26 protein-coding genes, 1 tRNA gene, 1 pseudogene and 1 riboswitch are annotated in these 25,610 nt (G+C 75.0%); of the genes and pseudogenes, 20 read left to right on the top strand and 8 right to left on the bottom strand.

What is annotated here, in order from left to right; genetic code table 11:
* Positions 1 to 49 precede the first annotated feature (49 nt).
* Positions 50 to 123 (top strand) — tRNA-Pro (locus ACRYM6_RS00810).
* A gap of 69 nt (positions 124 to 192) precedes the next feature.
* Here ACRYM6_RS00810 and ACRYM6_RS00805 read toward each other — a convergent pair.
* Together ACRYM6_RS00805 and ACRYM6_RS00800 are read right to left on the bottom strand one after the other, a co-directional pair.
* Positions 193 to 753 (bottom strand): TetR/AcrR family transcriptional regulator, encoded by a 561-nt coding sequence (locus ACRYM6_RS00805; protein ID WP_432540478.1) that lies wholly within the window; start codon positions 751 to 753, stop codon positions 193 to 195.
* 31 nt (positions 754 to 784) lie between these two features.
* The gene (locus tag ACRYM6_RS00800; RefSeq protein ID WP_432540477.1) at positions 785 to 1,120 is read right to left on the bottom strand and encodes a YnfA family protein; all 336 of its coding nucleotides are present in this window, start codon (positions 1,118 to 1,120) and stop codon (positions 785 to 787) included.
* 105 nt (positions 1,121 to 1,225) lie between these two features.
* Between ACRYM6_RS00800 and ACRYM6_RS00795 the strand changes: the two genes are divergently transcribed.
* From ACRYM6_RS00795 to ACRYM6_RS00785, 3 genes are read left to right on the top strand one after another with little or no spacing between them, the layout of a single operon-like run.
* Entirely contained in the window at positions 1,226 to 2,065 is an 840-nt protein-coding gene (locus ACRYM6_RS00795; RefSeq protein ID WP_432540476.1) for an ABC transporter ATP-binding protein, read from the top strand.
* Positions 2,062 to 2,835 (top strand): ABC transporter permease, encoded by a 774-nt coding sequence (locus ACRYM6_RS00790; RefSeq protein WP_432540475.1) that lies wholly within the window; start codon positions 2,062 to 2,064, stop codon positions 2,833 to 2,835. Before ACRYM6_RS00795 ends, ACRYM6_RS00790 begins: the two co-directional genes overlap by 4 nt.
* A 23-nt stretch (positions 2,836 to 2,858) precedes the next feature.
* Positions 2,859 to 3,950, top strand: a complete 1,092-nt coding sequence (locus ACRYM6_RS00785) for an ABC transporter substrate-binding protein (RefSeq protein WP_432540474.1) — start codon at positions 2,859 to 2,861, stop codon at positions 3,948 to 3,950.
* 28 nt (positions 3,951 to 3,978) lie between these two features.
* Here ACRYM6_RS00785 and ACRYM6_RS00780 read toward each other — a convergent pair whose 3' ends face one another.
* On the bottom strand, positions 3,979 to 4,566 hold the full coding sequence (locus tag ACRYM6_RS00780; protein WP_432540473.1) for a hypothetical protein: 588 nt from the start codon (positions 4,564 to 4,566) through the stop codon (positions 3,979 to 3,981).
* 183 nt (positions 4,567 to 4,749) lie between these two features.
* Here ACRYM6_RS00780 and hrpA point away from each other — a divergent pair, with 183 nt between their 5' ends.
* Entirely contained in the window at positions 4,750 to 8,925 is a 4,176-nt protein-coding gene (hrpA, locus tag ACRYM6_RS00775; RefSeq protein ID WP_432540472.1) for an ATP-dependent RNA helicase HrpA, read from the top strand.
* A 10-nt stretch (positions 8,926 to 8,935) separates the two neighbouring features.
* Here hrpA and ACRYM6_RS00770 read toward each other — a convergent pair whose 3' ends face one another.
* Entirely contained in the window at positions 8,936 to 9,691 is a 756-nt protein-coding gene (locus ACRYM6_RS00770; protein WP_432540471.1) for an SDR family NAD(P)-dependent oxidoreductase, read from the bottom strand.
* A gap of 137 nt (positions 9,692 to 9,828) precedes the next feature.
* On the opposite strand from ACRYM6_RS00770, the gene ACRYM6_RS00765 reads away from it, so the two are divergent.
* The 9 genes from ACRYM6_RS00765 (at position 9,829) to ACRYM6_RS00725 (ending at position 15,542) form a co-directional block, all read left to right on the top strand.
* Positions 9,829 to 10,425 carry a CDP-alcohol phosphatidyltransferase family protein gene (locus tag ACRYM6_RS00765; RefSeq protein WP_432540470.1) on the top strand — a complete coding sequence of 199 codons (597 nt, stop codon included), beginning with the start codon at positions 9,829 to 9,831 and terminating at the stop codon, positions 10,423 to 10,425.
* The gene (locus ACRYM6_RS00760; protein WP_432540469.1) at positions 10,422 to 11,294 is read left to right on the top strand and encodes a DUF881 domain-containing protein; all 873 of its coding nucleotides are present in this window, start codon (positions 10,422 to 10,424) and stop codon (positions 11,292 to 11,294) included. The genes ACRYM6_RS00765 and ACRYM6_RS00760 overlap by 4 nt, the downstream gene beginning before the upstream one ends.
* A gap of 11 nt (positions 11,295 to 11,305) precedes the next feature.
* Positions 11,306 to 11,638, top strand: a complete 333-nt coding sequence (locus ACRYM6_RS00755) for a small basic family protein (protein ID WP_432540468.1) — start codon at positions 11,306 to 11,308, stop codon at positions 11,636 to 11,638.
* On the top strand, positions 11,635 to 12,420 hold the full coding sequence (locus tag ACRYM6_RS00750; protein ID WP_432540467.1) for a DUF881 domain-containing protein: 786 nt from the start codon (positions 11,635 to 11,637) through the stop codon (positions 12,418 to 12,420). Before ACRYM6_RS00755 ends, ACRYM6_RS00750 begins: the two co-directional genes overlap by 4 nt.
* A 40-nt stretch (positions 12,421 to 12,460) precedes the next feature.
* On the top strand, positions 12,461 to 12,844 hold the full coding sequence (gcvH, locus tag ACRYM6_RS00745) for a glycine cleavage system protein GcvH (protein WP_432540466.1): 384 nt from the start codon (positions 12,461 to 12,463) through the stop codon (positions 12,842 to 12,844).
* 135 nt (positions 12,845 to 12,979) lie between these two features.
* Positions 12,980 to 13,504, top strand: a complete 525-nt coding sequence (locus tag ACRYM6_RS00740) for an FHA domain-containing protein (RefSeq protein ID WP_432540465.1) — start codon at positions 12,980 to 12,982, stop codon at positions 13,502 to 13,504.
* 41 nt (positions 13,505 to 13,545) lie between these two features.
* A complete protein-coding gene (ftsR, locus tag ACRYM6_RS00735) occupies positions 13,546 to 14,259 on the top strand; it encodes a transcriptional regulator FtsR (protein WP_432540524.1) in 714 nt (237 codons plus the stop codon).
* A gap of 54 nt (positions 14,260 to 14,313) precedes the next feature.
* Positions 14,314 to 14,793 (top strand): bifunctional nuclease family protein, encoded by a 480-nt coding sequence (locus ACRYM6_RS00730; RefSeq protein ID WP_432540464.1) that lies wholly within the window; start codon positions 14,314 to 14,316, stop codon positions 14,791 to 14,793.
* A gap of 149 nt (positions 14,794 to 14,942) precedes the next feature.
* Positions 14,943 to 15,542, top strand: coding sequence for a MerR family transcriptional regulator (locus ACRYM6_RS00725; RefSeq protein ID WP_432511168.1), 600 nt, complete (start codon positions 14,943 to 14,945; stop codon positions 15,540 to 15,542).
* 75 nt (positions 15,543 to 15,617) lie between these two features.
* Here ACRYM6_RS00725 and ACRYM6_RS00720 read toward each other — a convergent pair whose 3' ends face one another.
* Both ACRYM6_RS00720 and ACRYM6_RS00715 read right to left on the bottom strand, forming a co-directional pair.
* Positions 15,618 to 16,319: an SMI1/KNR4 family protein gene (locus ACRYM6_RS00720; protein ID WP_432540463.1), complete on the bottom strand. Its 702-nt coding sequence runs from the start codon at positions 16,317 to 16,319 to the stop codon at positions 15,618 to 15,620.
* A gap of 143 nt (positions 16,320 to 16,462) precedes the next feature.
* A complete protein-coding gene (locus ACRYM6_RS00715) occupies positions 16,463 to 17,224 on the bottom strand; it encodes a ParA family protein (RefSeq protein ID WP_432540462.1) in 762 nt (253 codons plus the stop codon).
* Positions 17,225 to 17,274: 50 nt separating this feature from the next.
* A riboswitch (glycine riboswitch) is annotated at positions 17,275 to 17,370 on the top strand.
* 78 nt (positions 17,371 to 17,448) lie between these two features.
* On the opposite strand from ACRYM6_RS00715, the gene gcvP reads away from it, so the two are divergent.
* The 6 genes from gcvP to ACRYM6_RS00685 all read left to right on the top strand — a co-directional run bounded on the left by gcvP (position 17,449) and on the right by ACRYM6_RS00685 (position 24,498).
* Complete coding sequence (gene gcvP / locus ACRYM6_RS00710) at positions 17,449 to 20,370, top strand: aminomethyl-transferring glycine dehydrogenase (RefSeq protein WP_432540461.1); 2,922 nt, start codon at positions 17,449 to 17,451, stop codon at positions 20,368 to 20,370.
* 38 nt (positions 20,371 to 20,408) lie between these two features.
* Positions 20,409 to 20,891 (top strand): NfeD family protein, encoded by a 483-nt coding sequence (locus ACRYM6_RS00705; protein WP_432540460.1) that lies wholly within the window; start codon positions 20,409 to 20,411, stop codon positions 20,889 to 20,891.
* Positions 20,891 to 21,940, top strand: a complete 1,050-nt coding sequence (locus tag ACRYM6_RS00700) for an SPFH domain-containing protein (protein WP_432540459.1) — start codon at positions 20,891 to 20,893, stop codon at positions 21,938 to 21,940. Before ACRYM6_RS00705 ends, ACRYM6_RS00700 begins: the two co-directional genes overlap by 1 nt.
* Before the next feature lie 62 nt (positions 21,941 to 22,002).
* A complete protein-coding gene (locus ACRYM6_RS00695) occupies positions 22,003 to 23,514 on the top strand; it encodes a cryptochrome/photolyase family protein (protein WP_432540458.1) in 1,512 nt (503 codons plus the stop codon).
* Entirely contained in the window at positions 23,511 to 23,918 is a 408-nt protein-coding gene (locus tag ACRYM6_RS00690; protein ID WP_432540457.1) for a PPOX class F420-dependent oxidoreductase, read from the top strand. Before ACRYM6_RS00695 ends, ACRYM6_RS00690 begins: the two co-directional genes overlap by 4 nt.
* 16 nt (positions 23,919 to 23,934) lie before the next feature.
* Entirely contained in the window at positions 23,935 to 24,498 is a 564-nt protein-coding gene (locus ACRYM6_RS00685) for a dienelactone hydrolase family protein (RefSeq protein WP_432540456.1), read from the top strand.
* Positions 24,499 to 24,527: 29 nt separating this feature from the next.
* Here ACRYM6_RS00685 and ribA read toward each other — a convergent pair.
* A pseudogene (ribA, locus tag ACRYM6_RS00680) lies at positions 24,528 to 25,118 on the bottom strand (GTP cyclohydrolase II); the annotation flags it as partial.
* Positions 25,119 to 25,191: 73 nt separating this feature from the next.
* Positions 25,192 to 25,605: a SufE family protein gene (locus ACRYM6_RS00675; protein WP_432540523.1), complete on the bottom strand. Its 414-nt coding sequence runs from the start codon at positions 25,603 to 25,605 to the stop codon at positions 25,192 to 25,194.
* Positions 25,606 to 25,610 lie beyond the last annotated feature (5 nt).

The raw sequence follows: 25,610 nt of genomic DNA, 5'->3' as shown, positions 1-25,610 counted from the left end.
TCTACCCGGCTCGCAAGACGGGGGCCGGGTAGTACCAGCACCATCGATTCGGGCTGTGGCGCAGCTTGGTAGCGCACTTGACTGGGGGTCAAGGGGTCGCAGGTTCAAATCCTGTCAGCCCGACCGGATCGCAGCGGGTGTCCACCTCACGGGGTGGGCACCCGCTTCGTCGTTCCCCCTCCCGGCGCCGCCTCAGGCGCTCAGCGGCCACCAGGACGGCACGAGCCGCGCGAAGGCCACCAGGAAGTCGTCCGCGTCGCGCACCTCGCGGGTCAGCCACACCGACAGCGCCCCGGCCGTGCCCTCGGCCACGTACCGGGCCACCAGGTCGACGTCGGCGACGGGGGAGCGCAGGGCGCCGCGCTCGGCGAGCAGCAGGATGGAGGCGTGGAAGTGCTCCGACAGCAGCGTGCGCAGCGTGCCGTCGGTGGGGCTGCCCAGGCTGCGCAGGTAGACGGCGCGGTGCCGTTCGAGGTGGGCCAGGACCTCGAGGGTGGTGGCGCGCACGGCCGCGGCCCAGTCCCGGTCCCCGCCGCCGCCGAGGTGGCGCTCGCGGGCCTCGTCGAGCTCCCCGCGCAGCACGGCCCGCAGCAGCGCGGACGGGGACTCGCTGTGCTCGTAGAACGTCGAGCGGTGCACGCCGGCGGTGCGGGCGACCTCGGCGACGGACAGCGTCTCGGGTGCGCCGTGCGCGGCCAGTTCCAGCACGGCGGCCGACAGGCGCCCGAAGCTCCTCTGCGCCCGTGCGTCCACCCCGGAACCCTACCCACGGCGGCGGCGGCGGTCAGCCGGGACGGGGCGCGTACATGATGAGCGCGATCCCGCCCAGGCACACCAGGGCGCCGGCGACGTCGTACCGGTCGGGCCGGTAGCCGTCGACGAGCGCGGCCCAGGCCAGGGACCCGGCGACGAACACGCCGCCGTAGGCGGCCAGGACGCGCCCGAAGGAGGCCTCGGGCTGGAAGGTGGCGACGACGCCGTACAGGCCCAGGGCGATGACGCCGGCCCCGACCCACACCAGGCCGCGGTGCTCGCGCAGGCCCTGCCACACCAGCCACGCGCCGCCGATCTCCAGCACGGCGGCCAGCGCGAAGAGCACGATCGAGCGCACGGTGTCCACCCCGGGACGGTAGCGGCGGCCGTCCGGGTGACCCTGCTGCTTCAACCTTCAAGCAGGACGGGGGTCGGGCCCCGACCGGCCCCCGCGCCCGGATAGGGTCGCGCCATGCCCAGCGAGCAGCCGTCCGACCTGCCCTTCGTGGCCGTCAGCGACGCCTGCAAGACCTACGGCAGCGGCCAGCGCGCCGTCCAAGCCCTCGCCCACGTCGACCTGCAGGTCCCGCGGGGCCGGTTCGTCAGCGTCATCGGCCCCTCCGGCTGCGGCAAGTCCACCCTGCTGCGGATGATCGCCGGCCTGGAGGAACCCGACCGCGGGACCGTGCGCATCTGCGGGCGCACCACCGCCCAGGCCCGCGCCGCGAAGGTCGTCGGGTTCGTCCCGCAGGCCCCGGCGCTGCTGCCCTGGCTGGACGTCCTGGGCAACGTCCGGGTGCTGGAGAAGGTCAACCGGCGGGCCGGGCGCGGCCGCGAGCCCCAGCGCGGCCTGGCCTCGGACCCGGTGGCGCTGCTGACCCGGCTGGGGCTGGGCGACGTCCTGCACCGCCGCCCCGGGCAGCTGTCCGGCGGCATGCAGCAGCGCACCGCGATCGCGCGGGCCTTCGCCCTCGAACCCGACGTCCTGCTCATGGACGAGCCGTTCTCGGCGCTGGACGAGTTCACCCGCGAGTCCGCGCAGCTGCAGCTGCTCGACGTCTGGCAGGAGCTGCGGACCACCGTCGTGTTCGTCACCCACTCCATCGCCGAGGCCGTCCTGCTCTCGGACACGGTCGTCGTCATGGCCGCCGCCCCCGGCCGGGTCGCCGGGGTCGTCGAGGTCGACCTCGACCGGCCGCGCCACCACGGCCTGCTGGACTCCACCGCCATGCACGACCACGAGCACCGCGTCCGGCAGATCCTCGAGACGGCCTGGAACCCGCTGGCCGGTTCCGGGCGGGACGTGGCGTGAGCGGCGCCCTGCGCGGGGCCCACCCGAGGTTCTGGCTCCCCACCGTCGTCGCGCTGCTGGCCGCCGCGGCCGCCTGGACCTGGGTGGCGCGCGAGAACCCGTACGTGCTGCCGACCCTGCCCAGCGTCGGGCGGCAGTTCCTCGACCAGCCCGAGCTGTACCTGTCGAACGCCTGGACGACGCTGCAGGAGGCCCTGCTGGGGCTGCTGACCGGTGGGGTCGCGGCCGCGCTGCTCGCGGTGCTGGTCTGCGAGTCGACGATCTTCCGGCGCGGGCTGATCCCGCTGGCCGTCATCCTCAACGTCACCCCCGTGGTGGCGATCGCCCCCGCGCTCGTCGTGGCCTTCGGGTTCGGCGTGCTGCCCAAGGTCATCGTCACCGGGCTCATCACGTTCTTCCCGGTGCTGATGAACACCGTCACGGGACTGCGCTCGGTCGACCGCCACGTCCTGCAGGTGTTCCGGACCGTGGACGCCTCCCGCCTGGACGTCCTGCTGCGGCTGCGGTTCCCCAGCGCCCTGCCGTACCTCTTCTCGGCCCTGCGCGTGGTGTTCCCGCTGTCCCTGGTCGGGGCCATCGTCGCGGAGTTCTCCGCCGCCGGTGCCCAGGCCGGCCTCGGGACGCTCATCAGCGTCGCCAGCTCGAACTCCCAGCTGGACCGGGTGTTCGCCGCGATCGCCTGCCTGGCCGCGATGGGGTCGCTCATGCTGCTGGTCGTCACCACCGTCGAGCGTCGTGCGCTGTCGTGGCACGAGTCCCAGCACCGCTGACCGTCGAGCACCAGGAGAGACCCGTGAACCGCCTCCGCACCGCCGTCACCGCCGGCGCGACCGCCGCGCTGCTCCTCACCGCCTGCGGCGGCCCCGACGAACCCGCGGGGGGTTCCACCCCCACCGGCAGCCGCGGGTCGGCGGTCACCCAGGAGCGGTGCCGGGACAACGAGGCCGCCGGGACGATCACCTACGTCACGGGGTTCCAGTACCAGGCCTCGGCCAGCATCCTCGACCCGATCGCGGCGCGCGCCCTGGGCTACTTCGACGACCTCTGCCTCGACGTCGAGATCCAGCCCGGCACGGGGGAGACCGCGCAGAACGCGCAGCTGGTCGCCGCCGGCACCGCGCAGGTCTCCTCCATCGCCGGCAACGGCGACGTGCTGGTGAACGTCGCCAACGGCGTCGACGTGCGGGCCGTCGCGATGTTCGGTCACGTCCCCGTCGCCACCCTCATGACCGAGCCCACCACCACCGACCTGAAGCAGCTGGAGGGCACCACGCTGGGCCAGAAGGGCGCCCTGCCGGTGACCATCGAGGCCATGCTGCGCACGGCCGGCGTCGACCTCGCGCAGGTCACCCAGGTCGTCGTCGGCTACGACCCCACCGTCCTGGTCCGCGGCCAGGTGCAGTCGCTCACCGGGTACAAGTCCAACGAACCCCTCACCCTGGCCGCCAAGGGCGAGGAGGTCACCCAGTGGAACCCCGAGGACTACGGCGTCCCCGGCTCGATGGCCACCACCATCGTCAACCCGCGGTTCCTCACCGAGCACCGCGGCGCCGTCGAGGACTTCCTGCGCGCCCAGCTCAAGGCCTACGCCTACTGCGAGGAGCACGCCGACGAGTGCGTCGCCGACGCCGCGGAGCTGTCCCAGGCCGGGTACGACACCGACCACAACGTCCAGGTCTGGCAGACCGAGGACCGGCTCGTGCGGGACTCCCTGCCCGCCGGGCAGGTGCTCGGGCAGATCGACGAGGCCGCCGTCCGCACCGAGGGCGACTTCCTCGTCCGGATGGGGCAGATCCCCGCCGTGCCCGACCTGTCGACGGTCGTCGTGCCCGACCTCGTGCCCTCCCTGTACGACGGCGACCGGCTCGTCTGGCCCGTCCCCTGAGCGCCTCCGCCCGGCGGCGGGCCGAGCCTCAGGCCACCGGCGCGGGGAAGCGGTACGGCACCCAGGTCGACCCGCTGTCGGTCCCCAGGACGGTGCCGTCGAACGCGTGCCGCTGCGAGCTGAAGCGGGTCACGAGGTAGCGGTGGAAACCGGCCTGCTGGCCCGGCGCGCACGCCTTCTCCCGCAGCAGCCCGGCGCGGTCGAGCAGCACGTTCTTCAGCACGACCGGCGCGGAGACCGACGTGGCGCCGGCGGGGGCGACCGCGTCGACGAGGTAGCCGTTGTTGTACCAGGGGGCCCCGCCGAGGTCGCCGGTGGCGACCCACCCGGCGTCGGTGCCGGTGCCGGGCACCACCTGGCCGCCGGCGAAGCAGGCCACGGACAGCCGGCCCCCCAGCCGCGACTCGACGTAGGTGTTCCCCGGCAGCGCGGCCAGCGCGCTGCGGACGCTGAGGGCACCGCCGTGCAGGACGACGGAACTGCTCACCCCGGAGCTGCCGGCGGTGGCGTGCGCCGTCTGGGCGCCCGCGGCGGCCAGCCCGGTGCCCAGGGCCAGCGCGGCGGCGGCGCCCAGCGCCCGCCGGGCGACGGTGCGGGTGCGTGCGTGGACGACCATGGTGTCTTCCCCCCAGAAGATCGTGATGTCGTCACCCCCCGTGACGACGGGACGCAGCTTGGCCCGTCCGGGGGAGGCCGCACAAGCGGAATGACCGGATCGGACCCGCGAGAACCGCACGGAGGGTGAGGGACTGGTCCGAACGGGTGGGGCCGGCGCCCGGGCGCCTAGACTCGACGGGCCATGTCCTCATCCTCCTCGTCGTCCCCGGCCTCGTCCTCCCCCCGTTCCCGTTCGCGGTCCCGCAAGCGCCCCTCCCGCGACGTGGCCCCCCGCCGCGGGGCACCGGCGCGGGCCCTGCCCGACGACCCCCGCGCGCTCGACCTGGCCCAGCGCCTCGGTGCGGTCTCGCTGCGCGAGGAGGACCGCGTCCGGCGCCGGCTGGCCGGGCTCGCCCGCCGGCCCCGGGAGGCGTTCGAGGCCGAGCTGCCCGCCCTGGAGGAGCTCACCGCGGCCGCCGAGGCGCGCACCGCCCGCCGGGCCGCGTCGGTGCCCGCGGTCGACTACCCCGAGCAGCTGCCCGTCAGCCAGGAGAAGGACCGGATCGCCGCCGCGCTGCGCGAGCACCAGGTCATCGTGGTGGCGGGGGAGACCGGGTCGGGCAAGACGACCCAGCTGCCGAAGATCTGCCTGGAGATCGGCCGCGGGGTCCGCGGCCGCATCGGGCACACCCAGCCCCGGCGCATCGCCGCCCGCGCCGTCGCCGAGCGCGTCGCCGAGGAACTGCGCACCGACCTCGGCGGGACCGTCGGGTACGCGGTCCGGTTCACCGACACCGTCGGCGAGGACAGCCTCGTCAAGGTCATGACCGACGGCATCCTGCTGGCCGAGATCCAGCGCGATCCCGAACTCCTGCAGTACGACACGCTCATCGTCGACGAGGCGCACGAGCGCAGCCTCACGATCGACTTCCTGCTGGGCTACCTGGCGCGGCTGCTGCCGACCCGGCCCGACCTGAAGCTGGTCATCACCTCCGCCACGATCGACCCCGAGCGGTTCTCCCGGCACTTCGGCGGGGCGCCGATCCTGGAGGTCTCCGGGCGCACCTACCCCGTCGAGGTCCGGTACCGGCCGCTGCTGGCGGCCGAGCTGGCCGAGGAGCTCCTGGGGACCGACCTCGACGAGGCCGGCGACTCCCTCGACTCCGACGACGCGCTGGAGCAGCTCGTCGGCGACGACCGCGACCAGACCGGGGCGATCCTCGACGCCGTCCGCGAACTCGGCGCCGAGGGACCCGGCGACGTCCTGGTGTTCCTGCCCGGTGAGCGCGAGATCCGCGACACCGCCGACGCGCTGGCCGACCTGGTGCGGGAACGGGAGTTCCGCGGCACCGAGATCCTGCCGCTGTTCGCGCGGCTGTCGGCCGAGGAGCAGCACCGGGTGTTCCGGCCGCACGGGAACCGGCGCATCGTGCTGGCCACGAACGTCGCCGAGACGTCCCTGACGGTCCCCGGGATCCGGTACGTCGTCGACGCCGGGACCGCCCGCATCTCGCGGTACTCGCACCGCACGAAGGTGCAGCGCCTGCCGGTGGAGCGCATCTCGCAGGCGTCGGCGAACCAGCGCGCCGGGCGGTGCGGCCGCGTCGCCGACGGCATCTGCATCCGGCTGTACTCCCAAGCCGACTTCGAGTCGCGGCCGGAGTTCACCGACCCGGAGATCCTGCGGACCAACCTGGCCGCGGTCATCCTGCAGATGGCCTCCCTGGGGCTGGGCGACATCGCCGCGTTCCCCTTCGTCGAACCCCCCGAGCAGCGCGCGATCACCGACGGCCTGGGGCTGCTGGCCGAGCTCGGCGCGCTGGAGGAGGCGCGCCCGGCCGACCGCGGGGTGCCGCGGCTGACCCGGACCGGCCGGGACCTGGCCCGGTTGCCGATCGACCCGCGGCTGGGGCGGATGGTGCTGGAGGCCCAGCGCAACGGCTGCCTGCGCGACGTCCTGGTCGTCGTCGCGGCGCTGTCGGTGCAGGACCCGCGCGAACGTCCCCTGGAGCAGCGCGACCGGGCCGCGCAGCTGCACGCTCGGTTCCGCAACGAGACGTCGGACTTCCTGACGTACCTGAACCTGTGGTCCTACCTGCAGCACCTGCAGCGGGACCTGTCCAGCTCGGCGTTCCGGCGCCGGGTCAAGAGCGAGATGCTGCACTTCCTGCGCATCCGCGAGTGGCAGGACACCTACGCCCAGCTGCGCCGCGTCGTGCGGGACCTGGGGTTCGAGGTGGAACGGCCCGAACCGGCCGAGCCGGGCGAGGACGAGCTGTTCCCCGACCCCGGGTACGACGCCGACGCCGTCCACCGGTCCCTGCTGGCGGGGCTGCTGGGGAACATCGGGCTCAAGGACGTCCGGGAGGAGCAGAAGGGCCGGCGCGAGCAGCGCCGGCCGCAGGTGGAGTACAACGGCGCGCGCGGGGCGAAGTTCGCCGTGTCGCCCGGTTCGGCGCTGGGCCGCAAGAACCCCGACTGGGTCGTGGCCGCCGAGCTCGTCGAGACGTCGCGGTTGTGGGCGCGCGTGGTCGCCGGGATCGACCCGCGCTGGATCGAGCCGCTGGCCGCGCACGTCGTCAAGCGCACGTACTCCGAGCCGCGCTGGTCGCGCAAGCGGGCCGCGGTCGTGGCCGACGAGCGGGTCACCCTGTACGGCGTCCCGGTCGTGGCGAGCCGGACCGTCCCCTACGGCGCGATCGACCCGGAACTGTCCCGCGACCTGTTCCTGCGCAACGCCCTGGTCGAGGGCGACTTCGAGACGCGGCACGCGTTCTTCCACCGCAACCGCGAACTGCTGGCCGAGGCCGAGGAGCTGGAGCACCGCGCCCGCCGCCGCGACATCGTCGTCGACGACGAGGTGCTGTTCGCGTTCTACGACGCGCGGATCCCCGCCGACGTCGTCTCCGGGCGGCACTTCGACGCCTGGTGGAAGGACGCCCGCCGTCGCGACCCCGACCTGCTGACCTTCGACCCGGCGATGCTCGTCACCGAGGAGGACGCGGTCAGCGAGGAGCAGTTCCCGCTGTCCTGGCGCCAGGGGGACCTCGACCTGCGGCTGGAGTACGTGTTCGACCCCGGGTCGGCCGCCGACGGGCTGACCGTCGACGTGCCCGTCGAGGTCGTCAACCGCTTCGACGACCGGGACCTGCTGTGGCAGGTCCCGGGGTTTCGGCACGACCTGGTGACGGCGATGATCCGCTCCCTGCCCAAGGAGCTGCGCCGCAACCTCGCCCCGGCCCCGGACAAGGCGGCCCGGTTCCTCGAGCGGGTCCGCCCGCACGAGGAGGGGTTCTGGCCCGCGTTCGAGCGGGAACTGCCGCGGCTGGGGGACGGCACCGAGATCTACGAGCAGGACGTCGACTGGTCGAAGGTCCCCGCGCACCTGCGGCCCACGTTCCGGGTGCGCGGCGCCGACGGGCAGGTCCTGGCCGCCGGCAAGGACTTCGCCCGGTTGCGCGCGCAGCTGGAGCAGACGGTGGAGCAGACCCTCACCGAGGCCGCCGACGAGGTGCAGCGCACCGGGGAGACGTCCTGGGCGAACCTGCCGGCGGAGATCCCGCCGACCCACACCAGCGTCGTGCGGGGCACCGACGTGACCTCGTTCCCGGCGCTGGTCGACGAGGGGGCGACCGTGGGCCTGCGGACGTTCCCGACCGCCGCGCAGGCCGCGGTCGCGCACCGCGAGGGGGTGCTGCGGCTGCTGTCGCTGGCGCTGCCGTCCCCGGCGAAGGCCGTGCTGGACGGCCTGGCCAACGACGCGCGCCTGCTGCTGGCCCGCGCCCCGCACGGCGACGCGAACGCCGTCGTCGCCGACGCGGCCCGCGCCGCGGCGGCGCACCTGCTCGACGAGGCCGGCGGGGCGGACGTCCGGACGGCCGCGGGGTTCGCCCGGCTGGTCGAGGCGGTGCGGCCCCGGTTCACCGCGCTGACCGCGACGACCGTCGACCGGACGTTGCGGGTCCTGCGCACCGCCGCCGCGGTGGAGAAGAACATCTCCCGGACCGGCAGCCTGGCGCTGGTGCCCTCGCTGGCCGACGTGCGCGAGCAGTTCACCGGCCTCGTGCACGCCGGTTTCGTCGCCGAGACCGGCGTCGACCGCCTCCCGGACCTGCTGCGGTACCTGCAGGGCATCGACCGCCGGCTGGCGACGATGCCCGACAACCCGCAGCGGGACCGGGTGCGGATGGCCGAGTTCACCCGCGTCCGCGACGCGTGGGCGCAGCGGGTGCGCCGGGCGGGGACCCCGGTGCCCCCGGACCTCGCGCGGATCCGGTGGACGCTGGAGGAACTGCGGTTGCAGAAGTTCGCCCCGGGGATCCCGACGGCGCACCCGGTCAGCGACGAGCGCGTCCTGAAGGCGCTGGCCGCGTCCTGAGCGCCTCCGGTCAGCGGGCCGCGTAGCCGCCGTCGACGAGGTGGTACGACCCGGTGACGAAGCTCGCGGCGTCGCTGGCCAGGAACGCGGTCAGCGCGGCGACCTCCTCGGGGGTCCCGAGCCGGCCGGTGGCGTGCTGGGCGGCCAGGGCGGCCTGGGCCTCCTCGGGCAGGTTGGCCTCCAGCAGCGGGGTGCTGATGAACCCCGGGCCGATCGCGTTGACCCGCACGCCCCGGGCGGAGTACTCCAGCGCCGCGTTCTTCGTGAGGCCGACCACGGCGTGCTTGGAGGTGACGTACGCGCTGGAGCCGGCGATGCCGACGCCGCCGAGCACGGAGGCCATGTTCACGATCGAACCGCCCCCGGCGGCGACCACCGCGGGGATCTGGGCCTTGAGGCCGTAGAACACCGCGTTGAGGTTGACGTCGATGACCCTGCGCCAGGACTCCAGGGAGTAGTCGGCGACGGGCACGGCCTCCCCGCCGATGCCGGCGTTGTTGACGGCGACGCGCAGCGGGGCCAGCTCGCCCGCCGCGGCGACCATCGCGACGTTCGCGTCGTAGTCGGTCACGTCCCCGGCGAACGCCCGCGCGGTGCCGCCGGCGGCGGTTATCTCGGCGGTGACCGCCTCGGCGGCCGCCCCCGACAGGTCGGCGACGAGGACGGCGGCGCCGTTGCGGGCCAGTTCGAGGGCGACGGCGCGGCCGATGCCGGAGCCGGCGCCGGTGACGACGGCGGAGCGGTCGGCGAGGTCGTAGGTGGGCACGGTGGTCTCCTCCGGGAGTTCTCTTCGACAGGTGTCGGACTGCATGGCGACTGTACGCCTGGCGGACGGCCCCCGGGCCCCGGGCCGTAGGCTGAGCCGTCCGACGGGGTCCGGACGGGTGAACGGGGGCGGGCGGCGTGACGACGGCGGACGGTCAGGTCGTCAGCGACCGGGTCCTCACGCTGCCCAACGCGCTGAGCTCCCTGCGCCTGCTGCTCGTCCCCGTCTTCGCGGTTCTCATCGTGGCCGGCCACGACGGCTGGGCCCTGGCGGTGCTCGCGGTGAGCGGGGCCAGCGACTACCTCGACGGCCACCTCGCGCGGCGCTGGAACCAGGTCACGCGGCTGGGGCAGGTGCTCGACCCCTTCGCCGACCGGCTCTACATCCTCACCACGCTGCTGGGGCTGGCCTACCGCGGGCTCATCCCCTGGTGGCTCGTGGCCGTGCTCGTGGCCCGCGACGCGACGATGCTGGCCACCCTGCCGGTGCTGGCCCGGCTCGGGCACAGCGCGCTGCCCGTGCACCTCCTCGGCAAGGCCGGGACGTTCTGCCTGCTCTACGCCTTCCCGCTGCTGCTGCTCGGGGAGGTCTCCCGCACCCTGTCCCTGGTCGCCGGGGCGCTCGGCTGGGCGTTCGCCCTGTGGGGCACCGGGTTGTACTGGTGGGCCGGGGTCCTCTACCTGCGGCAGGTCGCCCAGCTGCGGCGCGAGCACCGGCGGGAGCAGGGGCGGTGAGGCGGCCGAGGCTGCCGGCGCTGCCCGTCCACCCCGACCCGCACCGCGACCCCGCGGCCAGCACCCGGCTGCTGACCGAGGTCATGACCCGGCCGCTGGACCCCGGGTACGCCGCCGCCGCCGAGCACCGGGCCCGGACGGGCGCCGGCCGCTCCGCCCCGGCGCGGGCCGGGACGGTCCTGGCGCTGCTGGCCGTCGGCGCGCTGTTCGCCGTCGCCGGGGTGCGGGCGGCGGCCGCCGAGCCCGCCGCCGACCGCGGGCGCGCCGCGCTGGCCGAGCGCATCGAGGACAGCACCGCCCGCGCCGACGCCCTCGGGGCCCGGGCCGCGGAGCTGCAGGCGGGCAACGCGGAGCTGGCCGCCCGGCTCGGGGGCGCGCCGGCCGCCTCGGCCGACGCCGAGTCCGCCGCGCTGTCGGTCGCCGCGGCCGGGACGGCCGTGACGGGCCCGGGGCTGGAGGTCGTCCTCGACGACGCACCGGCCACCGACGGGACCACGGGCACCTCGGGGCGGGTCGTGGACCGCGACGTGCAGCTCGTGGTGAACGGCCTGTGGGCCGCCGGCGCCGAGGCGGTCGCGGTCAACGGGCAGCGGCTGGGGGCGCTGTCCTCGATCCGGGCCGCCGGGGAGGCCGTGCTCGTCGACTACCGCCCGCTGACGCCGCCGTACACGATCTCCGCCGTGGGTGACCCCGCGGCGATGCAGACGGCGTTCGCGACCTCCGTCGCGGGCCGCTACCTGCAGGTGCTGCGGGACAACTACGGCGTCCGCGCCCGGGTCGGCGCGGCCGACGACCTGACCCTGCCCGCCGCGCGGCTGGACCTGCGCTCGGCCCGCAGCGCGGACGGGGCCCCGGGGCCGGGACAGTAGGGTCTGCCGTCGTGATCGCCGCCGTCGGACTCCTGGTGGGCATCGTCGCCGGGGTGCTGCTGCACCCCGAGGTGCCGGTGTTCCTGCAGCCCTACCTGCCGATCGCGGTGGTGGCCGCGCTCGACGCGGTCTTCGGGGGCCTGCGCGCGGTGCTCGACGGGATCTTCGACGACAAGGTGTTCGTCGTCTCGTTCCTGTCCAACGCCGTCGTGGCCGCCGTCATCGTCTACCTCGGCGACCAGCTCGGCGTCGGGTCGCAGCTGTCCACCGGCGTCGTCGTCGTGCTGGGGGTGCGCATCTTCTCCAACGTCGCCGCCATCCGCCGGCACCTGTTCCGCGCGTGAGCGAGCAGCCCCCGGCCCCGCCCGCCCCGACCGGCGCGCCGCGACCCCGGCCGTGGCGCCGGCTGTGGCGGGCCGCGTCCCCCCGCGCGACCCGCGGGCAGGTCCTGGCCGGGGTCCTGTGCGCCGCGCTGGGCTTCGGCTTCGCCGTCCAGGTCCGGCAGACGTCGACGTCCGGGCTGGCCGACCTGCGCGAGAGCGACCTGGTGCGCATCCTCGACGACACCACCGAGCGCGGGGACCGGCTGGCCGGGGAGGTGCAGGAGCTCGAGGCCACCCGCCGCGAGCTCACCGAGGGCTCGGACCAGGCCGAGGCCGCCGCGCAGGCCGCGGCCGCGCGGGCCCGCGAGTTCGGCCTGCTGGCCGGGACGCTGCCGGCGCGCGGGCCGGGGATCGTGGCGACCGTCACCGACCCGGCGGCCTCGCTGCGCTCGACGAACTTCATCCAGCTCGTCCAGGAGCTGCGCGACTCGGGGGCCGAGGGCATCCAGGTCGGCCGGACCCGGGTGGTGGCCCAGACGGCGTTCACCGACGCCCCGGCCGGCTCCGGCGGCGTGCTGGTCGACGGGGTGCTGGAGCGCTCCCCGTACGTCGTCACGGTCATCGGGGACCCGCCCACCCTGGCCACGGCCCTGGACATCCCCGGCGGGGTGCGCGAGACGCTGCGCTCGGCCGGCGCCGACCTCGACGTGCAGCAGGCACCGGGGGAGGACGGCGTGACGATCACCGCCTTGCACGCCGTCTCGGCCCCTCAGTACGCTCGCCCGGCACCGCCGCAGCAGTGACCCGGCGGCGCGTCCCGTCTCCCGAGGAGCCCCCCGCCCCATGTCGAACGTCCCCGCCGACCTGCGGTACACCAGCGAGCACGAGTGGGTGCGCGTCGAGGCCGACGGCACCGTCCGGGTCGGGATCACCGACTTCGCCCAGGACCAGCTCGGCGACGTGGTCTACGTCTCGCTGCCGGCCGAGGGCGAGGCCGTGACCGCGGGCTCGGCGGTCGGGGAGGTCGAGTCGACCAAGAGCGTCAGCGAGATCACCGCGCCGGTCTCGGGCACCGTCTCGGGCCACAACCCCGGGCTGGAGACGCGCCCGGACCTGGTCAACACCGACCCCTACGGCGACGGCTGGATGTTCACCCTCACCCCGGCCGACCCCGCCGAGGCCGCCGCGCTGCTCGACGCCGCGGCGTACACCCAGCACGTCGGCTGAGGCTGCCGCCCACGACGTCCGGTGGGCGGGCTGACCTGCGCGGTCGGTCCCGGCTACTGTTGTCCACGAAGATCCGAGCGTGACCGCTCGCCTGCAGGGAGTGGTCACGTGCTGTGCCAGCGAGAGGTGGTGTCGATGTCTGCGCCGGGCTCCGGGCCGACTCAAGGGCCGACGGGTGGTCAGGACGAGGGGACGGGCCCGGAGCGCCCCTCCGCCGAGCGTCCCGTCGACTCCACGATGTCCTTCGCGGGACTGGCCGTCCCCGAGGTCCACGAGAGCGCCGACCGGGGGCTGACCCCGGACGACACCGAGGCGATCGAGGCCCTGCCCGCGGGGTCGGCGCTGCTGGTGGTGCGCCGCGGGCCCAACGCCGGGTCGCGCTTCCTGCTCGACGCCGAGCGCACCTCCGCCGGCCGGCACCAGACCAGCGACATCTTCCTCGACGACGTCACCGTCTCGCGCCGGCACGCCGAGTTCCTGCGCGCCCCGGACCCCGTGACCGGTCCCGGTTTCCGCGTGCGCGACGTCGGCAGCCTCAACGGCACCTACGTCAACCGCGAGCGCATCGACGACGTGGTCCTGCGCACCGGCGACGAGGTGCAGATCGGCAAGTACCGGCTGGAGTTCCACCCGAGCCCGCGGGTGCAGGGGGAGGCGTGAGCGCCGCGAGCGCCCGGGCGCTGGACCCCGCCGCGCCGCGGATGACCATCGGGGAGGTCATGGCGATCCTGTCGCCGGAGTTCTCCGACCTGACGATCTCCAAGATCCGCTTCCTGGAGGAGCAGGGCCTGGTCGAGCCCGGGCGGACGGCGGCGGGGTACCGCAAGTTCTCCTCCGACGACGTGGACCGGTTGCGGTACGTCCTGGCCGCCCAGCGCGACCACTACCTGCCGCTGAAGGTCATCCGGGAGAACCTCGAGGCCCTGGACCGCGGCCTGGAGCTGCCCGACCCGGCCGAGGCCGCGCCCCGGGTGCCCGGGCACGCGGTGGCGGTGGGCGTGCCGGGCACCGACCGCTTCGACGGCCACGCCGCCAACCTGCGGCTGACCCGCGGTGAGCTGCTGCGCGAGTCCGGCGTCGAGGCCGCGCTGCTCGACGCGCTGGAGGGGTACGGGGTGCTGTCGCCGGCTCCCGGCGGTCCCTGGTACGACGGCGAGGCGCTGGAGGTGCTGCGGGCCGCCGCGGCCCTGGCCGCCCACGGCATCGAGGCCCGGCACCTGCGGGTGTTCCGCACGGCCGCCGACCGGGAGGTCGCGCTGGCCGAGCAGGTCGCGGCGCCGCTGCAGCGCTCGGGCCGGGCGGGGTCGGCCGAGCAGGCCGCCCGCGCCGACCAGGTCGCCCGCGAGATCGCCGCGGCGTGCCTGCGGCTGCACACCGCCCTGGTCGCCGGCGCCCTCGGGAGGACCGGCCGCTGAGCGCGTCGGCGGGCCGACCGGCCCGCCGACCCGTTCCGGGGGTACGGTGAACCCGTGCGAGCGCTCGATGTCATCGGCGTCAGGGTCGAGATGCCTTCCAACAACCCGATCGTGCTGCTGCGCGAGCGGGACGGCGACCGGTACCTGCCCATCTGGATCGGCGCGCCCGAGGCCAGCGCGATCGCCTTCGCCCAGCAGGGCGTCGTGCCGCCGCGGCCGCTGACCCACGACCTGCTCAAGGACGTCATCGAGGCCGTCGGCCGGCGTCTGGAGGAGGTCCGCATCGTGGCGGTCAAGGACAACGTGTACTTCGCGGAACTGGCCTTCGACGGGGGGCTGACGGTCAGCTCCCGGACCTCCGACGCCATCGCGCTGGCGCTGCGCGTCGGGTGCCCGATCGTCGGTGCCGAGGGCGTCCTGGACTCCAGCGGGGTGCCCGTGCCGGACGAGGACGAGGACGAGGTGGAGAAGTTCCGCGAGTTCCTCGACCACATCACCCCGGAGGACTTCGAGTCCGGTTCGGGCGACCGGTAGGGCCTCCGGGTCCGGGGGGATGTCACAGGATGGTCACGAGGAACGCCACGCCGCGCGCCTCGTTGACGCTCCGGGGGCGCTCTTCTACGGTCAGTACAGGGAACGCTCCGGTCGAAACCTCGACGGGTGGCGATGACGAGGAGGCCGGCGTGAGCAGTGGCGACGCAGTCGCAGGGTCGTCGCAGAAGGTGTCCCCCCCTGCGCGCGCCCAGGGCGTGCTGTTCGCGGAGGACCTCCCCGTGCTCGACGACGAGGTCGGCTACCGCGGGCAGACCGCGTGCAAGGCCGCCGGGATCACCTACCGCCAGCTCGACTACTGGGCCCGCACCGACCTGGTCGCCCCCAGCGTGCGGGGGGCCTCGGGGTCGGGGTCGCAGCGCCTCTACGGGTTCCGCGACATCCTCGTCCTGAAGGTCGTCAAGCGGCTCCTGGACACCGGGGTGTCCCTGCACCAGATCCGCACCGCCGTCATGCACCTGCGCGAGCGGGGGATCGACGACCTCGCCCAGATCACGCTGATGTCCGACGGGGCCAGCGTCTACGAGTGCACCTCGGCGGACGAGGTCATAGACCTCGTCCAGGGTGGTCAGGGCGTCTTCGGGATCGCCGTCGGCCGCGTGTGGCGCGAGGTCGAGGGCGAGCTGGCCTCGCTGCCCAGCGAGCGCCCCGCCGACCGCGCCCAGGGCGACAGCGCCATGGTGCTGGCCGACGAGCTGTCCCGCCGCCGGGCCGCCCGCGAAGCCGGCTGACCCGCCCCCCGACGCACCCCCGACGCACGACGACCCCCGCACCGCCAGGCGGTGCAGGGGTCGTCGCGCGTGCGGTCAGTCGAGCAGCTCGGCGCGGGGGAGCGCCTGGAGGGCGAACGGGTCGGTGACCCAGTCGTGCGCGTCCGGCAGCCAGATCACCGCCGCCAGCAGCGCGTCGGCCCAGGTGCTGAGCAGCTCGTCCAGCCCCACCCGCCAGGAGTGCTGGTAGCTCTCCTTGTCCTCGGACAGCACGAGCTGCTCCACCACGGCCCGGCTGGAGCCCAGCCGGACGGCGATCAGCTCCTCGTCCCGCGCGAACACCGGCAGCAGCGCCGGCGGCGCGGCCAGGCCCGGGCCCTGACCCGTGGCGCGCTGCACGGCCTCCTCCAGGCCCAGCGGCACCCAGCCGCCGGGACCGACGGTCGGCGCGCTGGTCCGGAAGGTCGTGCGGACCGGGTCGACCCCGTCGGCGGCGCGCCACCAGGCCCGCGCGCCCCGGGGCAGCAGCAGGCCCATCTGGCGCTCCACGGCGTCCAGCCGGGCGTCGTCGACGCCCGGGCGCAGCCGGGTCGCGATGTCGGCGCCGGTGCGCGTCCAGTGCGACCGCAGCCGCTGCACGAGACCGGCGATGCGGTCGGCCTCGGGATCGGCGACCGCGACGCGCGCGGGGGGCGGGACCGGCGGGACCGGCGCGACGGTCCGGGCGGCGCGCACGACGCGGGCCTGGTCGGCGCGCTCGGCGCGCCCGGCCTCGAGGGGGGTGTTCGACGACGTCACGGAACCTCCTAGGACCCGCAGCGGAGCGGGGAGAGCGGGGCGGTGACCACAGGGGGACGATCCCGGGCACGCACCGTCCTCAGACGCTAGACGCTCGGCGATCATCCCGCACGTCGGACGCCGGCGGAACCCGTCCGGTTCCCTCAGCGGCGCAGCAGGACCCGGTCCAGGACGTCGTCGAACTGCCCGGCGAGGGCCTTGGCGGTGCGGGTCCGCACCGAGTGCAGCGGCACGCCCGCGCCCTGCGACTGCGGCACCGAGGCGCGGTCGGGCAACGGCTCCAGGACGAGGTCGCCGAACAGCGCCCGCAGCTCCTCGTACCGGAACCGCTGCTCGCCCGAGCGCTGGGTGAACCGGTTGACGAGGATCCCCACCACGCGCGGGCCCGAGCGCAGCGCGTGGACCTCGCGCAGGGTCCGGTCGACCGCGGCCACCGAGAACCGGCTGGCGTCGGAGACGACGAGGACGGCGTCCGCCGCCTGCCACGCCGAGCGGGTCAGGCCCCCCAGCGACGGCGGGGTGTCGATCAGCGCGAGCTCGTGGTCGTCGAGCTTCTTCAGCGCCCGCCGCAGCGCCCGCAGCTCCTCCGCCCCGGCCTCGGGGGTGTCCAGCCGGGCCGAGGACGCCGACCCCGACAGCACGTCCAGCAGGCCGGGGTGGTCGTCGACCCAGCCGCTGGGGGCCACGGCCTCCTCGGCCACCCGGCGCTTGGGCGCCTGCAGCACCGCGGCGACGTCGTGCGGGCGCTGGGCGGTCACGTCCAGACCGGACGTGGCGTCGGCCTGGGGGTCCAGGTCCACGACGAGGGTGCTGGTGCCGCGGTGGAGGGCCGCGGACGCGAGCCCGAGGACGACGGAGGTCTTGCCCACCCCACCTTTGGCGCTGCTGACGGCGAGGCTGATCACGGCGGGCAGGATACCGGCGCCCTGGACCCCCTAGACTCCACGCAGGCCGTTCACCTCGTGTGGGAGAGACCTCGATCCGTGCGGACCGGGGCGCCGAAGGGGCAACATCCCCGGAACCTCTCAGGCGGAAGGACCACACGGGGCAGGGCCGCTCTGGAGCCGGTCCCGTGCGGGCCGGTGACAGACGGGGAGGTCCACCCGGTTCCCGCGACCCCCGGAGCGTCATGACCTCGCTGTCCGTCCCCACCGCCCCGTCCACCGAGCCGTCCGCCGACGCGCCGGCCGAGGCACCCACCACCCCCGCCGCCGAACCCGGCGCCCTGCCGTTCAGCGCCCGGCACATCGGCCCCGACGCCGCCGCCGTCGCCCGCATGCTGGACGTCGTCGGGCTCACCGGCCTCGACGAGCTCGTCGACCGGGCCGTCCCGGCCGGCATCCGCGACGGCGCCCTCGACCTGCCCGCGGCCCTGGACGAGACGTCGGTGACGGCCGCGCTGCGGGCGCTGGCCACGAAGAACCGCGTCGTGCCCTCGATGATCGGCCTGGGCTACCACGGCACCCGGACCCCGGCCGTGGTGCGCCGCAACGTCCTGGAGGACCCCGCCTGGTACACGGCCTACACGCCGTACCAGCCGGAGATCTCCCAGGGCCGCCTGGAGGCGCTGCTGAACTTCCAGACCGCCGTCACCGACCTCACCGGCCTGGACGTCGCCAACGCCTCGCTGCTCGACGAGGGCACCGCCGCAGCCGAGGCGATGACGCTGGCCCGCCGCACCTCCAAGGCCCCCGCCGGCGCGGCGTTCGCCGTCGACGCCGACGTCCTGCCCCAGACCCTGGCGGTCCTGCGCACCCGGGCCGTCCCGCTGGGCCTGCGCCTGGAGGTCGTCGACCTCGACGCCCCCGACCCCCTCGCCGGGGTCGGCGACGTGTTCGGGCTGCTCGTGCAGTACCCCGGCGCCTCCGGCCGCGTCCGCGACCTCGCCGGCGTCGTCGCCGACGCCCGCGCCCGCGGCGCGGTCACCGTGGCCGCCGCCGACCTGCTGGCCCTGACGCTGCTCGTGCCGCCGGGGGAGTTCGGCGTCGACGTCGCCGTCGGCTCCAGCCAGCGCTTCGGCGTCCCGATGGGCGCCGGCGGCCCGCACGCCGCGTACATGGCCGTCCGCAAGGGGCTGGAGCGCTCGCTGCCCGGCCGGCTGGTCGGGGTCTCCGTCGACGCCGACGGCAACCCCGCCTACCGGCTGGCGCTGCAGACCCGCGAGCAGCACATCCGCCGCGACAAGGCCACGTCGAACATCTGCACCGCCCAGGTCCTGCTGGCCGTGATGGCCGGCTGCTACGCCGTCTGGCACGGGCCCGACGGGCTGCGGGCCATCGGCACGCAGGTGGCGCGGCGGGCCGCGGCGCTGGCCGGGGCGCTGCGCGCCGGGGGCGTCGAGGTCGTCCACGACGAGTTCTTCGACACTGTCCTGGCCCGGGTCCCGGGCCGGGCCCGGGAGGTCGTGGCCGCCGCGCTGGCGGCGGGCGTGAACCTGCGCCTCGTCGACGCCGACCACGTCGGGCTCACCGTCGACGAGACCACCTCCGAGGCGCACGTCGCCGCCGCCCTCGCCGGGTTCGGCCTCCAGGCGCCCGAGGCCCCCGAAGCCCCCGCGGCGCCCGCCGAGCCCGCGCTGCCGCCCGCGCTGCGCCGCACGTCGGGGTTCTGCACCCACCCGGTCTTCTCCCGGCACCGCTCCGAGACGGCGATGCTGCGCTACCTGGCCCGGCTGTCCGACGCCGACTACGCCCTCGACCGCGGTGCGATCCCGCTGGGCTCGTGCACGATGAAGCTCAACGCGACGACCGAGCTGGAGCCGGTCTCCTGGCCCGAGTTCGCCGACCTGCACCCCTACGCCCCGGCCGACCAGCTCGCCGGGACCGCCGAGCTCGTCGCCGACCTCGAGCGCTGGCTGGCCGAGGTCACCGGGTACGACGCGGTCTCCCTGCAACCCAACGCCGGGTCCCAGGGCGAGTTCGCCGGGCTGCTGGCCATCCGCGCCCACCACCTGGCCCAGGGCCACGGGGAGCGCACGACCTGCCTCATCCCGAGCTCCGCGCACGGCACGAACGCCGCCAGCGCCGTCATGGCCGGGCTGAAGGTCGTCGTGGTGGCCTGCGACGAGGCCGGGAACGTCGACCTGGACGACCTGCGCGCCAAGGTCGCCGAGCACGCCGACGACCTCGCCGCGCTGATGGTGACCTACCCCTCGACCCACGGGGTCTACGAGGAGTCCATCCGCGAGGTGTGCGCCCTCGTCCACGACGCCGGGGGCCAGGTCTACGTCGACGGGGCCAACCTCAACGCCCTCGTCGGGCTGGCCCGGCCCGGCCGGTTCGGTGCCGACGTCTCGCACCTGAACCTGCACAAGACGTTCTGCATCCCGCACGGCGGGGGCGGTCCGGGGGTCGGGCCCGTCGCGGTCCGCTCCCACCTCGCCCCGTTCCTGCCGTCGACCGCCCCCGACGCCGGCGGCGTCGGGATGGTGTCGGCGGCCCCGTTCGGCTCCGCCGGGATCCTGCCGATCCCGTGGGCGTACCTGCGGCTCATGGGCCCCGACGGCCTGCGCGCCGCCACCGTCCAGGCGGTGCTGTCGGCGAACTACGTCGCAGCACGGCTGCAGGACGCGTTCCCCGTCCTGTACCGGGGCCCGGGCGGGCTCGTCGCCCACGAGTGCGTCCTCGACCTGCGCCCGATGACCAAGGCCACCGGCGTCACGGTCGACGACGTCGCCAAGCGGCTCATCGACCACGGTTTCCACGCCCCGACGATGTCCTTCCCGGTGGCCGGCACCCTCATGGTCGAGCCCACCGAGAGCGAGGACCTCGCCGAGCTCGACCGGTTCTGCGACGCGATGCTCGCCATCGCCGCGGAGGTGCGGGAGATCGCGGACGGCCGCTGGGCCGTCGCGGACTCCCCGCTGCGGCACGCCCCGCACACCGCGGCCTGCCTCGTGGGCGAGTGGGACCACCCGTACACGCGCGCCGAGGCCGTCTACCCGAACGGCATGGACCCGCGCACCAAGTACTGGCCGCCGGTGCGCCGCATCGACGGGGCCGCGGGGGACCGCAACCTCGTCTGCTCCTGCCCGCCCCTGAGCGCCTACTGAGGACGGCGCGGCCCCCTGGGTAGGATCCGGCCCAGGGGGTGATCACCGTGGAGTTCCTGGACGCGCTGCTGGACCGCAGCTGGCTGCTGTGGATCGCCACGGCCCTGGTCCTGGGGATCCTCGAGATCACCGCGATCGACCTCGTGTTCGCGATGCTGGCCGGCGGGGCGCTCGCGGGCGCCGCCGCCGACGCCCTGGGCCTGGGGTTCGTGGGGCAGGTGCTCGTGGCGGCCGCCGTCGCCGGGCTGCTCATCGGCACGATCCGGCCGGTGCTGCTGCGCCGGCTGCGGATGCCCCCGGTCGGGACCACCAACACCGCCGCCCTCGTCGGGCGGCCGGCGCTGGTCCTGGCCGAGGTCACGATCCGCGGCGGGCAGGTCAAGCTCGTGGGGGAGACGTGGTCGGCCCGCTCGGCCGGGCCGTCCTTCGCCGTGGGCGACGACGTCGTGGTCACCGCCATCGACGGCGCCACCGCCGTCGTCGGGCCCCTGCCCGCCCCACCGCTGGAGGAGAAGCCCTGATGGACAACGTCGTGACCCTCGTCGTGCTGCTCCTGGTCGTCCTGTTCGTGGTGACCGTCATCATCCGGACGATCCGGATCGTGCCGCAGGCCACCGCCGTCATCGTCGAACGGCTCGGCCGGTACTCCCGGACCCTGGACGCCGGGCTGCACTTCCTGGTGCCGTTCATCGACAAGGTCCGCGCGAACGTCGACCTGCGCGAGCAGGTCGTCTCGTTCCCCCCGCAGCCGGTCATCACCTCCGACAACCTCGTCGTGAGCATCGACACCGTCATCTACTACCAGCCGACCGACCCGAAGTCGGCGACCTACGAGATCGCGAACTACATCCAGGGCATCGAGCAGCTGACCGTCACCACGCTGCGCAACGTCATCGGCTCCCTGGACCTGGAGCAGACCCTGACCAGCCGCGACCAGATCAACGGCCAGCTGCGCGGGGTGCTCGACGAGGCCACCGGCCGCTGGGGGATCCGCGTGAACCGCGTGGAGCTCAAGGCGATCGACCCGCCGGCCAGCGTGCAGGACTCGATGGAGAAGCAGATGCGCGCCGAGCGCGACCGGCGCGCGGCCATCCTCAACGCCGAGGGGCTCAAGCAGTCCCAGATCCTCACCGCCGAGGGCGAGAAGCAGTCCTCGATCCTGCGGGCCGAGGGGGCGGCGCAGGCGGCGATCCTGCGCTCGCAGGGGGAGGCGAAGGCCATCACGCAGGTGTTCGACGCGATCCACCGCGGGGACCCCGACCCCAAGCTGCTGGCCTACCAGTACCTGCAGACGCTGCCGCAGATCGCCAAGGGCGACGCGAACAAGGTGTGGATCGTGCCGAGCGAGCTCAACGACGCGCTCAAGGGTTTCGGCTCGATGTTCGCCGCGCACGGGGGGACCGGGCCGGGCTCGGGCGCAGCTCCCCGCCCGCCCCGGGAGGAGCCGCAGACGCACTTCGAGGAGGTCGTCCTGGAGGACCCGGACGAGGCGCTGCGGCGGGCCCGGGCCGAGGCCGAGGGCGCGACCCGCGACGCCGAGGGCGCGACCCGGCTCGGCAGGGACGGCTGACCCGAGCGGTCCGGGCGCCGTCCCGGGGTGCCGAACGGCCACCGGCTGGTCACAGTGGGACCGTGCCGGAACCAGACGCGTCGCCCCGGACCCGGCGGTGGCTGTTCGCCGACCAGCTCGGACCGCACTTCCTGGACACCCCGCGCCAGTCCGTCCTGCTCGTCGAGTCGAAGGACGTGTTCCGGCGCAGGCGGTTCCACCGGCGCAAGGCGCACCTGCTGCTGTCGGCGCTGCGGCACCGGGCCGCCGAGCTCGGTGACCGCGCGGTGTTCGTCCGGGCCGGGACCTACCGCGAGGGGCTGGCCCGCTACCGGGAGGAGCACCACGAGCCGCTGAGCGTGTGCGACCCCACGTCGTACGGGGCGCGCCGCTTCGTGCGCGCCCTGCCGGACGTCGAGGTCCTGCCGTCGCGCGGTTTCGTGGTCTCCGAGGAGCAGTTCGCCGGGTGGGCCGCGCGCCGCGGGGACCGGCGCCTGCTCATGGAGGACTTCTACCGCGACGTCCGGCGGCACCACCGGCTGCTCATGGACGGCGACGAACCCGTGGGCGGGACCTGGAACTACGACCACGACAACCGCCAGGGCCCGCCGAAGCGCGACCGCCTCGACGTCCGCGAACCCTGGTGGCCCACCGAGGACGAGATCGACGAGGAGGTCCGCGCCGACCTCGACCGCTGGGCCCGCGACGACGGGATCGAGTTCACCGGGACCGACGGCCCGCGCCGGTTCGCGGTGACCCGCCGCGAGGCCCTCACCGCGCTGCGGCACTTCCTGCGGCACCGGCTGGAGCAGTTCGGCGTGTACGAGGACGCCATGCTCACCGGGGACCAGTGGATGTCGCACTCGCTGCTGTCGGCCCCGCAGAACCTGGGCCTGCTGGACCCCGTGGAGGTGGCCCGCCGCGCCGAGGAGCACGGCCGCGAGCACGGTGTCCGGCTGGCGTCGGTCGAGGGTTTCGTCCGGCAGGTCGTCGGCTGGCGGTCCTACACGTGGCACCTGTACTGGCACCTGGGCGAGGACTACCGGCAGCGCAACGCGCTGGGGGCGCGGAACCGGCTGCCGCGCTGGTTCAGCGACCTCGACGCCGACGCCGTCGAGGCGAACTGCCTGCACCAGGTCCTGGCCGGGGTGCGCGACGAGGGGTGGGTCCACCACATCCCGCGCCTCATGGTCCTGGGGAACTGGGGGCTGCAACGCGGCTACGACCCCGCGGAGCTGGCCGACTGGTTCTGGACGAACTTCGTCGACGGCTACGACTGGGTGATGACGACGAACGTCGTGGGGATGTCCCAGCACGCCGACCACGGGGTGCTGGCCACGAAGCCGTACGCCTCCGGCGGGGCCTACATCGACCGGATGAGCGACTTCTGCGGGGGCTGTCGCTACGATCCGAAGGTGCGGGTCGGCGAGGACGCCTGCCCGTTCACCGCCGGGTACTGGAACTTCCTCGCCGGGCACCGTGAGGAACTGGCCGGGAACCGGCGCATGGCCCAGGCCCTGCGAGGCCTGGACCGGCTGCGCGACCTCGACGGCGTGCTGCACCAGGAGTCCGAGAGAGGGAGTGGGCCACCGTGACCGACGTCGACCGCGCGCGGGAACTGCTGGGGCGGACGTCCTTCGTCCTGCTGACGACGTTCCGCCGGGACGGGCGGCTCGTGCCGACCCCGGTGTGGGTCGCCCCCCTGGACGACGGGCGGATCGTGCTCGTCACGCAGGACACCACGGGGAAGGTGAAGCGGCTGCGCCGCGAGCCCCGGGTCCTGCTCGCCCCCTGCGGGCGGCGCGGCAAGCCCCTGGGGCGTCCCGTCGACGGCCGCGCCGTCGTCCTGGACGACCGGGAACTGCCCGAGGCCGAGCGCGTCCTGGCCGCCAAGTACGGCCTGCAGTTCCAGGTCCTGAACGCGGTCGAGGGGCTGGCGCAGCGGCGGGGGCGGATGACCGGGCGCCGGGTGGCGGTCGCGCTGACCGTCACCGGGTGAGACAGGTGAGCGACCGGTGAGCGAGGTCGTCCTCTTCCACCACGCCCAGGGCCTCACCGCCGGGGTCCGGTCCCTGGCCGAGCGGCTGCGCGACGCCGGGCACCGCGTCCACACCCCCGACCTGTACGACGGGCGGACGTTCGCGACGCTGGACGACGGGATCGCCTTCGCCCGCGCGACCGGTTTCGAGGAGGTCGCCGCGCGCGGGGTGCGGGCCGTCGAGGGCCTGCCGGGCGACCTGGTGCTCGTCGGCGTCTCGCTGGGGGCGGTGCCGGCCGAGGGGATCGCGGTGACCCGTCCCGGCGTCAGCGGCGTCGTGCTGATCAGCGGGGTCGTCCCGCCGGCCGCGCTCGGCCGGCCCTGGCCCGACGACCTGGCCGTGCAGGTCCACGCGATGCGCGACGACCCCGACGGCGACGTCGAGGAGGCGCGGCAGCTCGTCGCCGGCCTGGGGTCCGCCGAGCTGTTCCTCTACGACGGCGACGCGCACCTGTTCGTCGACGACAGCCTGCCCGGCCACGACCCCGCCGCCACGCAGGTCCTGCTCGAGCGGGTGCTGGCCTTCACCGCCGACCACTGAGCCGGGCCCGGAGCGGGACGCCCCGCCCGTCAGCCGACGCCCGGCAGCCGGTGGCCCATCCGGTCCCGCTTGGTCCGCAGGTACCGCAGGTTGTCGCTCGTCTGCGCCACCGGCAGGTCCCGGCGGCGCAGCACCGGCAGGCCGTGCGCCTCCAGCGCCCGCACCTTCACCGGGTTGTGCGTCATGAGCTCGACGTCGCGGACCCCCAGGTCGCGCAGGACGGCCGCGGCGCCGGTGTAGTCGCGCGCGTCGACGGGCAGCCCGAGGTCGAGGTTCGCCTCGACCGTGTCGCGCCCGGCCTCCTGCAGGGCGTAGGCGGCGATCTTCTCCGCCAGGCCGATGCCCCGCCCCTCCTGGCCGCGCAGGTACAGCACCACGCCCCGCCCCTGCGCGGTGATCGCGTCCAGGGCCGCGTGCAGCTGCGGACCGCAGTCGCAGCGCAACGACCCCAGCACGTCGCCGGTCAGGCACTCCGAGTGCAGCCGGACCAGGACGTCGTGCCCGTCCCCGACCTCCCCGGTGACCAGGGCCAGGTGCTCCACCCCGTCGGCCTGCCGGTAGGCCACGGCGCGGAAGGTCCCGGAGGTCGTGGGCAGCACGGCCTCCCCGACCCGGGTCACCGGCAGTTGCGGGTGCCCGGCGGGCACGTCGGCCTCGACCCCGGCGGGGTCCGTCACGGGGTCCTCCGCCCGGTCAGGCCGCCGTGGCGACGCGCACCTGGCGCTTCACCCGGGCGAGCATCCCGGTCATGCCCCGCATCCGCAGCGGGCTCACGGCCTGCTCCAGGCCCAGGCGGTGGCACACGTCGGCGGGCAGGTCCAGCACGACGTCGGCGGGCAGGCCCTCCAGGCCGTCCTGCAGCACGCCGGCGAACCCGCGCGTGGTCGGCGCCTCCGGGGGAGCGGCGACGTGCAGGTGCACGGCGTTGGCGTCGTCCACCTCCACGGCGATGAACACCGGCGACTGGCACTCGTCGACGCGCTCCATCTTCTCCAGGTTCCCCTCCAGCTCCGGCGGCAGCGGCCGCAGGCCCTGGCTGAACTCCAGCAGCAGCTGCAGCCGCTCGCGCTCGCCGAGGGCCTGGAAGTCCTCGACGATCTCGGCCATCGCCG

This window comes from Kineococcus rugosus, assembly GCF_050871975.1.
Classification (GTDB): Bacteria; Actinomycetota; Actinomycetes; order Actinomycetales; family Kineococcaceae; genus Kineococcus.
The sequence above is the reverse complement of the archived record's forward strand: the minus strand, read 5'-3'. Positions and strand labels throughout refer to the sequence as shown.